General features: G+C 71.6%; 4 protein-coding genes. 2 read left to right on the top strand and 2 right to left on the bottom strand.

What is annotated here, in order from left to right; all coding sequences use genetic code 11:
- Positions 1-169: 169 nt before the first annotated feature.
- On the bottom strand, positions 170-727 hold the full coding sequence (locus AB0917_RS32525; RefSeq protein ID WP_366823308.1) for an XRE family transcriptional regulator: 558 nt from the start codon (positions 725-727) through the stop codon (positions 170-172).
- A 12-nt stretch (positions 728-739) separates the two neighbouring features.
- Positions 740-2,965: a helix-turn-helix transcriptional regulator gene (locus tag AB0917_RS32520; protein WP_366823307.1), complete on the bottom strand. Its 2,226-nt coding sequence runs from the start codon at positions 2,963-2,965 to the stop codon at positions 740-742.
- 352 nt (positions 2,966-3,317) lie between these two features.
- On the opposite strand from AB0917_RS32520, the gene AB0917_RS32515 reads away from it, so the two are divergent.
- Together AB0917_RS32515 and AB0917_RS32510 are read left to right on the top strand one after the other, a co-directional pair.
- Positions 3,318-3,644 (top strand): antibiotic biosynthesis monooxygenase, encoded by a 327-nt coding sequence (locus AB0917_RS32515; RefSeq protein WP_366823306.1) that lies wholly within the window; start codon positions 3,318-3,320, stop codon positions 3,642-3,644.
- 541 nt (positions 3,645-4,185) lie between these two features.
- Positions 4,186-7,839: beta-ketoacyl synthase N-terminal-like domain-containing protein (locus AB0917_RS32510; protein WP_366823305.1), on the top strand; the 3,654-nt coding region annotated here is incomplete at its 3' end.

Genomic DNA, 7,839 nt, shown 5'->3' with positions numbered 1-7,839 from the left:
AACACACCACCACACAACACACACAGAACAGCAGGCACAGCACAACGGCAGGCACAGCACAACGCTCGCTCGACGTCAGCACTTGAGTCAGGGAGACCGACAACCCCGCCAAGGGGCGGACCAACAACCGCAACAACCCGAAACCCACAAACAGCCCGGAACGCAGTGGCTACAGATCGAACTCCAGGTGCTCGATGTCCGTGAACCGGACCTCCTCCAGGCTTCCGGCCCGACGGCCGCCGTCCTGGAAGTAGACGTCCCTGAGCGCTTCGGCAGCGATCTCCTGGAGCCGGGCGTCACTGGCACCGGCCTCCTGGGCATCGAAGAGGCGGGCGGCGTAGTGCGGGGGCAGAGCGACGGTCAGGTGCCGGATGCGGTCCTGGTCCGTCGACCCGATCGGCGCGGTATACCCCATACGGGCGCGGGTATCGATGACCATGCCGCCCGTGCTCACCGCCTTCGCCCTCGCCCTCGCCCGGACCCGCGGCTGCCACCGCTTCCTCACCTCCCGCTCCAGACGCACCGCGAGGTCCGGGCGGGGCTTCCTGATCTGGTTCCTCACGTACCGCTCGACGGTGCGCTGGGAGACCCGCAGCAGCTGGGCGACCGCCCTGGTGCCGCCCAGCTGCTTGACCAGATACCGCATCTGCGGGCCCGCGCTCCTGGGCACCGGGCGGGTGAACGCCTTCTGCACCGCCTTCTCCAGGCCGTCCCCGATCAGGCTCATCCTCGCCCTCACCTACTCTCCGTTGTCGACGCCGGTGACGGCACCGTCCTTGATGTACCGGGCGAGGTTGAGCTCCGGGGCGCCGAACCGCTCACGGACCTCCTCGCCCCACAGCACCAACTGGGTGCCCTCGTGCTTGACCAGACCGGGATTGACACCGAGCTTGAAACCGCCGGGCAGCGGCTTGCCCTCCCGGTAGGGCAGGAAGTCCAGCGGGCTCTCCCCATCGGCGGCATAGACGACGCAGTCGGACAGGACCGCGATCGGATACTGCCCGGTGAACACCGCATGCTTGACGATCTTGCGGTGCAGGTTGACCCGGGTGCGGGAGATGACCGCCGCACGGATGTCGGGCCGCCACGTCGGGCGGGACAGGGCACGCCACGGCTCGCCCGGCCGCCATCCCTCCCCACGCGGGCGCTCACGCAGCTTGCCCAGGCCGCCCTTCACCGTCGCCTTGACCGCCGAGAGGACCATCCCCAACTCCGGGTCCCGGCTGCGGTAGCCGTCCATCGCGGCCAGGAACCCGGCCGGGTCCAGATCGGCACCGACCCCGAGATCCGCCATCGTGGCGAGATAGGCATCGCGCAGCCGCTGGTACCAGCTGTCCAGATAGCGGCCGTTCTCGTACCGGACCCACGCCTCCGCCGGTGCCACGTCGTAGCCGAGCTCCACCGCGTACGCCACCGTCGGCGTCGCATACCAGGCCGGCCCCTCCGGACGGTCCCCCTTCGGCGTGAACGGGGAGGGCAACAGACCGCCGTCCAGCTCCACCCACTCCCTTCCCGCCTTCACCCTCGACAGGTCGACATGGCTCAGATCGACCAGCCACGAGCCAGGCAGCTTCGCCTCGAACACCGGAGCCTTCACATACGTCGGCTCACCCAGACCGACACTGAGACCGTTCGCCCCGGCAGCGAAAGCCAAGTTCACGTCGATCCCGACCAAATGACGCAGGGTGCACTCGGCATCGGTCATCGGCCGCGCCCAGTCGAACGCCTCCTCGAACAGCTTCTCCGCCGGGCCACGCACATGGAAGCGAGGCAAGCCGGCAAGAACGGGATGCCCGTCAGGGGCCTCACACGGCGCCGGGTCGACCGGATCCCTGCCCAAGGAACCAGGGTTGTGCTCGGAGTGCCGCTTACCGTCCCCGTCCGGCCCGGAAGCCCGGGTCGCCGGGTGCAACGCCGTCATCAACTCCAGACCCGTCACCGCCGTCGAACCCCGCGGCGTCATCACCCGAGACGCATACACACCCAAAACACGAACAAGGTCAGCCGCCGGCAACTGCCCGGCCTCACCCCAGTGACGGGCGTCCAGCGCGTTCCACGACGGGATGCACAACTGGACACACTGACGATCCGAACCCATGGCCGGGCGGTAGACCCGCGCCCAGGGCCCAAAACCCCTCTTGGTCAGCCTCCACTCAGCACGGGCCAGCTGCTTGATGACCTTATGGCCCTCCGGAATACGCCCGGCATGCTTCTCCTCCTCCGTCAGGGCCACAGGAAGGCCGTAACGCTCCAGGGCGGACACGGTCAGCACAAGCAGCGGGTCAGCATCCCTGCCCGGCCCCGACAGCTTCGGCTGCCCGAGCCTCGCCTCCTTAAGAGCCCAGTCCACCAAGGACGGGACCGACCTGGCAGGCACATCCAGAACCAGACCACCGACGCAGTACGCCACCACCTGCCCGTCCTCGACATCCACGACCGCCAACGGCCCGTTCTCGAACCGCAGACCACCCCCGCCTGCCGGAACCCCGTCCGGCGCCGCCCTCCTCACACCGGAACGACGCGACCCCGACAACGGCACCGGCGAAGCCGGCCTCATGGTGCGCGCCGGGCGCGGCGCGGCCGCCGCAGCATCAGCGGGAACAGGAACAGGAGACCGAGTGCCCTCCGGTGCCGCCGTGTCCGCAGCCTCAGACGCCGGAGCCGTGGACGGCGGCCGCGCCTGCACCGCAGCCCCAGGACCAGGCACACCCACACCACCCGCACCCGCCGGATAGAGCTGCGCGAGCTTGTCCAGCAGCCGGGCATAAGCATCACGCTCCGGCGGACGCGGCTCGGTCTTTCCGGACTCCCAGCCGGACACCGTAGCCCGGCGCACCCTCAGCGCAGACGCCACTTCCTCGATCGTCAGACCATGCGCAACACGCAACCGCTTCCGCTCCCCCGGCGGCGGCAGCGCAGCACGCGACGCCAGCAAAGCATCCACCGCATCGAACAACTCAGACATCAAACACCTCCTGACTGCCAACCTACCCAAGACAACGTACGAACCGCGTACACGCAGCGGACATCACACGTACAACATGCGACCCAAAGACAAAAGCACAGCCCTGAGCGGTACGGCGTTGACGCTGCCGATACGGACGCTCCTCGGAAAGCGCGCGACCGGCGCGTAGGTGCCGCGGGGCCGCCGCCTCGTCGCGATGCGCCTCCTTCCACATCCGCCGCGGCGGGCCCCACGGATCGGATGCGAGGTGAAGGGGCCCGGTTCCATGAGCGCCGGGAGGTGAGTCCCGTTCCCGCACCACAGCCCGGGGGCGCTGCCCCTCCCGTTGAGCGTCGTACGGCAGGATGAGGCCATGAGCGTAGTCAAGATCAATGTGCTGACCGTCCCCCAGGAACAACGCGAGACGCTGGAGAAGCGCTTCGCGTCCCGGGCACACGCCGTCGAGAGCTCCGACGGGTTCGAGTGGTTCGAGCTGCTTCGGCCCGTCGAGGGCACCGACAACTACCTCGTCTACACGCGCTGGCGTGACGAGGCGTCCTTCCAGGCCTGGATGGAGGGGCCGATGAAGGCCGCCCACCAAGGCCCCGACAGCGGCGGCGAGCGTCCGAAGCCGGCGGCCAGCGGGTCCACCGTGTGGTCCTTCGAGGTCGTGCAGCAGGCCGGGCCGGCCGGCGTGTAGCGAGCCTTCAAGTCAACCGCCCGGCCAGGTCTCGCGTACGGCCCCTCATGGCCGCCCGCGCCCCCGGCCAGGCAAGTCGGGTGAGTCGGGTGAGTCGGGTGAGTCGGGTGAGTCAAGTCGGGCAGGCCGGATGGGTCCGTCGGGCAGGTCGGGCAGGCCTGCCCGGCCTGCCCGCGTTGCCTCGCCTCGAGCTGCGATTCCCGATGTCACCCACCTGCACCGACCGGTATCGGCCCGGCCCGGCGCAGCGCTGCCGTCCGCCGGCCGTGCCCCTCCCGCCATGGCCGGCGGCCTGATCCAGCGCCGAGGTACCACGCGCCTCCCCCGTCCCTGCCCGAGGGCCCCCCGCACGCCCCTCGGCGCGGTCCAGGTCAGTCTCAGGGCGCACGCGGTCTCCTCCCGGCGGTTGATCCCCTGCGGCCAGGGCGTTTCTAGGATCAGCACGGGGGCCGGTGGCCGGCGGACGGGGAGAGGCCCCCGGCAGGGGAACACTGATCAGTGCGTGCGCCGCCGCGCGTGTGGAGAACGGACCGACGGGCCGGTGGACGACAACATGACACTGCTGGATGTACTGCTGGGCGCGGTCCGTGATGCTCCCGGGCAGGTTGTCGTCCATGTCCGCGGCGACGGCAGCGAGTTGACCGTCACTCTGCCCGAACTCCTGGACGACGCCATGAGCGTGGCCGGCGGTCTCCGGGAGGCCGGCCTCGCGCCGGGGAGCTGTGTGCCGTTGCTGGCCGATCGCAGCGAGGACTTCCAGCCGATGTTCTGGGGTGCGCTCGCCGCCGGTCTCGTCCCCGTGCCGCTGGCGCCCGACGCCCGGCGCGTCCTGCCGGTCTGGGAGCACCTGGGCCGGCCGCCCGTCGTCGTGGACGCGGCGACCAGGTCGGTGGCCGGTGAACTCCCCGGTGACGTACGCGCTCTGACGCTCGATGTGCTGCGGCAGGTGCCGGTGCTGCGGGAGCCGGTCGTCGCCGGGCCGCAGGACGTCGCGTTCGTGCAGTTCTCCTCGGGGAGCACCGGTGCCCCCAAGGGCGTGGAGGTCAGCCATCGCGCGGTGCTCGCCAATCTGGAGCAGATGCGGACGGCGTCGGCGCTCGGTGCCGACGACGTCGTGGTCAGCTGGATGCCGTACTTCCACGACATGGGGCTCATCGGTACCCACCTCGCCCCGCTGGCCGCCCGTGCCAAGCAGGTGAAGATCGGGCCGCTGTCGTTCGCCAAGCGGCCCCGGGTCTGGTTCGAGGTTGCGGACCGGCACCGGGCCACCGTGCTCTCCGCGGCCAACTTCGCCCTGGCGCTGGCGGTACGGCGGGTCCCTGACGAGGTCGTCGCACGGCTGGACCTTTCGGCCGTACGGCTGATGCTGGTGGGCGCGGAGCCGATCGCGCCCGCGGTGTGGCGGGAGTTCGCCCGCAAGACGCGCCCGGCGGGGCTGGTTCCGTCGGCGGCCCAGCCCGTCTACGGGCTGGCGGAGGCGACGCTGGCGGTGACGTTCCCGCCGCTGGGGGAAGTGGCCGAGCCCCTGGTCCTGGACCGTGTCTCGCTGAGCCGGGGTGCGGCGGTGGACTCGGTGGCGGGCGAGGGGGCCGTCGAGCTGATGGACGTCGGGGTCCCGGTGGCGGGGTGCACCGTACGGATCGTCGACGACGGGGGTGCCGAGCTCGGCGACCGGCGGGTCGGGCACATCATGGTCAGCGGGCCTCAGCTGGCCCGTGGCTACCACCGCCTCCCCGGTGAGAGCGCCGATGCGTTCTCCGGCGGGTGGCTGCGTACCGGCGATCTCGGTTTCCTGCGGGACGGCCGGCTGTGCGTCACGGGGCGCCACAAGGACGTCCTGTTCCTCAACGGCCGCACCTTCCACGCCCCGGACATGGAGGCGGTCGCCGCGGCCACCCCCGGGCTGCCTCCCGGTGCCCCCGCCGTGATCGGATCGACCGACCCGTTGACCGGCGGGGAGCGCGTCGTGGTGTTCATCCCCTGGGCCCGGCCGCCGCACGGGGCGGCGGAGGTACTCGAACAGGTCGCCGCCCGGGTGCGCGAGGCACTCCTCCACGACGACGTACGGGTACTGGCCCTGCCTCCGGGGGCGTTTCCCCGTACGACGAGCGGGAAGCTGCAGCGGCAACGTCTGCGGGAGCGGTTCGAGGCGGGCGACCGGGGACCGGGAGACACTGTGCCTCCGGCCGGTGCGGGGCTGACGGCCGATACGAGGTCTCCGGCCGAGGCGGGAACCATGACCAGGGCGCGGTCCTCGGCCGGTGCGGGAACCATGACCAGGGCGCGGTCCTCGGCCGGTGCGGGAACCATGGCCGGTGCAAGCTCCACGGCCGAGGCGAGTTCTCCGGAGCGTACGGGGTCCGCAGCCGGTGCCGGGTCCGGGTCCGCCTCTCCCGGGCCGGCCGCGGCGCCCCGGTCGCGGGCCGAGGCCGAACAGGCCGTACGGGAGGTGTGGGCGCGTGTGCTGGGTCGGCCCGCCGGGTCGATCGGGCGGCACGAGCCGTTCGGGAGCCTGGGTGGGACGTCCCTGAAGGCCATGGAGGTTCTCGTGGCGCTGGAGGACGCCTTCGGCCTCACGCTGCCACCGGCGGTGATCCGGGACCACGACACCGTCGCCGCACTCGCCGGTCATCTTCTGACCGGTGCCCCCAGCGCTGTTCCGGCACCCACGTCGTCCGCCCCGGAGGGCGAGCAGCCTGAAATCTCGGCCGGGGCCGGTTCCGAGGCGGTCGCGGCCGTCATCGGGATGGCGTGCCGGTTCCCCGGCGCTGACACACCCGACGCGTTCTGGGACCTGCTCATCGACGGGCGCGACGCCGTCACCCCCGTACCGGACGGGCGGTGGGATGGTCCCGGGGCCCGGGCCTCGACAGCTCCCCGGCGACGCTGGGGTGCCCTGCTCGACGACCCCGCCGCTTTCGATGCCGGCTACTTCGGCATCGGCCAGGACGAGGCCCGTGCGCTCGATCCGCAGGCGCGGCTCTTCCTCGAACTCGCCCATGAGGCCCTCGAACGTGCCGGTTACGCGGGGCCCCGCCGGAGCGGCCGCAGGATCGGGGTCTTCGCGGCCGTCGGGGAGAGCGGCTACCGGGAGGTGCTGGACCGCGCCTCCGCCGACGGGTCCCCCCTGCCCGCCGCCCTCACCGGGAACCTGCCCGGTCTCATCGCCGCCCGCGTCTCCCAGTGCCTCGACCTCGACGGTCCCGCGCTCGCCGTGGACACCGCCTGCTCGTCGGGGCTGACGGCCCTGCACCTGGCACGGCGCAGCCTCCTGGACGGCGAGTGCGACCTCGCCGTGGTCGGCGGGGTCAACCTCCACCTGACCTCGACCGGTCACCGCCTGCTGGAGGAGGCACAGGCCCTCTCCCCCACAGGCCGCAGCCGCGCCTTCAGTGCCGACGCCGACGGCTTCGTACCCGGTGAGGGCGGTGCCGCGATCGTCCTGACACGGCTGGGCGCCGCCCGTGCCGCCGACGACGCCGTACTCGCCCTGGTCCGGGGTACCGCCGTCAACAACGACGGCCGCTCGATGAGTCTCATGGCGCCCAACCCGCTGCGGCAGCGCGAGGTCATCACCCGGGCGTACGAGACGGCCGGTGTCGACCCCGCCTCGGTGACCTACGTGGAGGCCCATGGAACGGGCACGGCCGTGGGGGACCCGATCGAACTGCGCTCGCTCGCCCACGCGTTCCCCCCGCGGCCCGACGGTGAGCCGCGGCTCCTCGGTTCGGTGAAGACGAACATCGGGCATCTGCTGAACGCGGCCGCACTGCCTTCCCTGGTCAAGGTCGTGCTGGCGCTGAACCACCGCAGGCTGCCTCCGTCGTTGCACCACGCGTCCCCCTCACCGGGCCTTGCGACCGCCGGCTTCTCCGTGGTGACCGAGGCCCGGGACTGGACCTCTTCCGGCCCGCTCGTGGCGGGCGTCAACGCCTTCGGTTTCGGCGGGACCAACGCTCATGCCGTTCTTGAACAGGCCCCGCCCCACGCGCCGCAGGTCACACCCCGCGCCACGCAGGCCCCGCCCCACGCAACGTACAAGGGTACGGAAGCCGGGCCGCACCTGCTGACCCTGTCGGCCCGCAGCGCCGCCGGGCTGCGGGAGGCGGCAGCGCAGCTCGCCGCCCATCTGGACGGCCACCCGGAGCTGGACGAAGGAGACGTCTGCCTCACCGCGAGCACATCCCGCGACGAC

The sequence above is a fragment of the Streptomyces sp. NPDC007346 genome (assembly GCF_040703535.1).
In the GTDB taxonomy this organism is placed as follows: Bacteria; Actinomycetota; Actinomycetes; order Streptomycetales; family Streptomycetaceae; genus Streptomyces.
The sequence above is the reverse complement of the archived record's forward strand: the minus strand, read 5'-3'. Positions and strand labels throughout refer to the sequence as shown.

Excerpts from the sequence above, each read along its gene's own strand:
- AB0917_RS32520 (WP_366823307.1), bottom strand. The coding sequence starts at position 2,965 with ATGTCTGAGTTGTTCGATGCGGTGGATGCTTTGCTGGCGTCGCGTGCT.
- AB0917_RS32525 (WP_366823308.1), bottom strand. The coding sequence starts at position 727 with ATGAGCCTGATCGGGGACGGCCTGGAGAAGGCGGTGCAGAAGGCGTTC.
- AB0917_RS32515 (WP_366823306.1), top strand. The coding sequence starts at position 3,318 with ATGAGCGTAGTCAAGATCAATGTGCTGACCGTCCCCCAGGAACAACGC.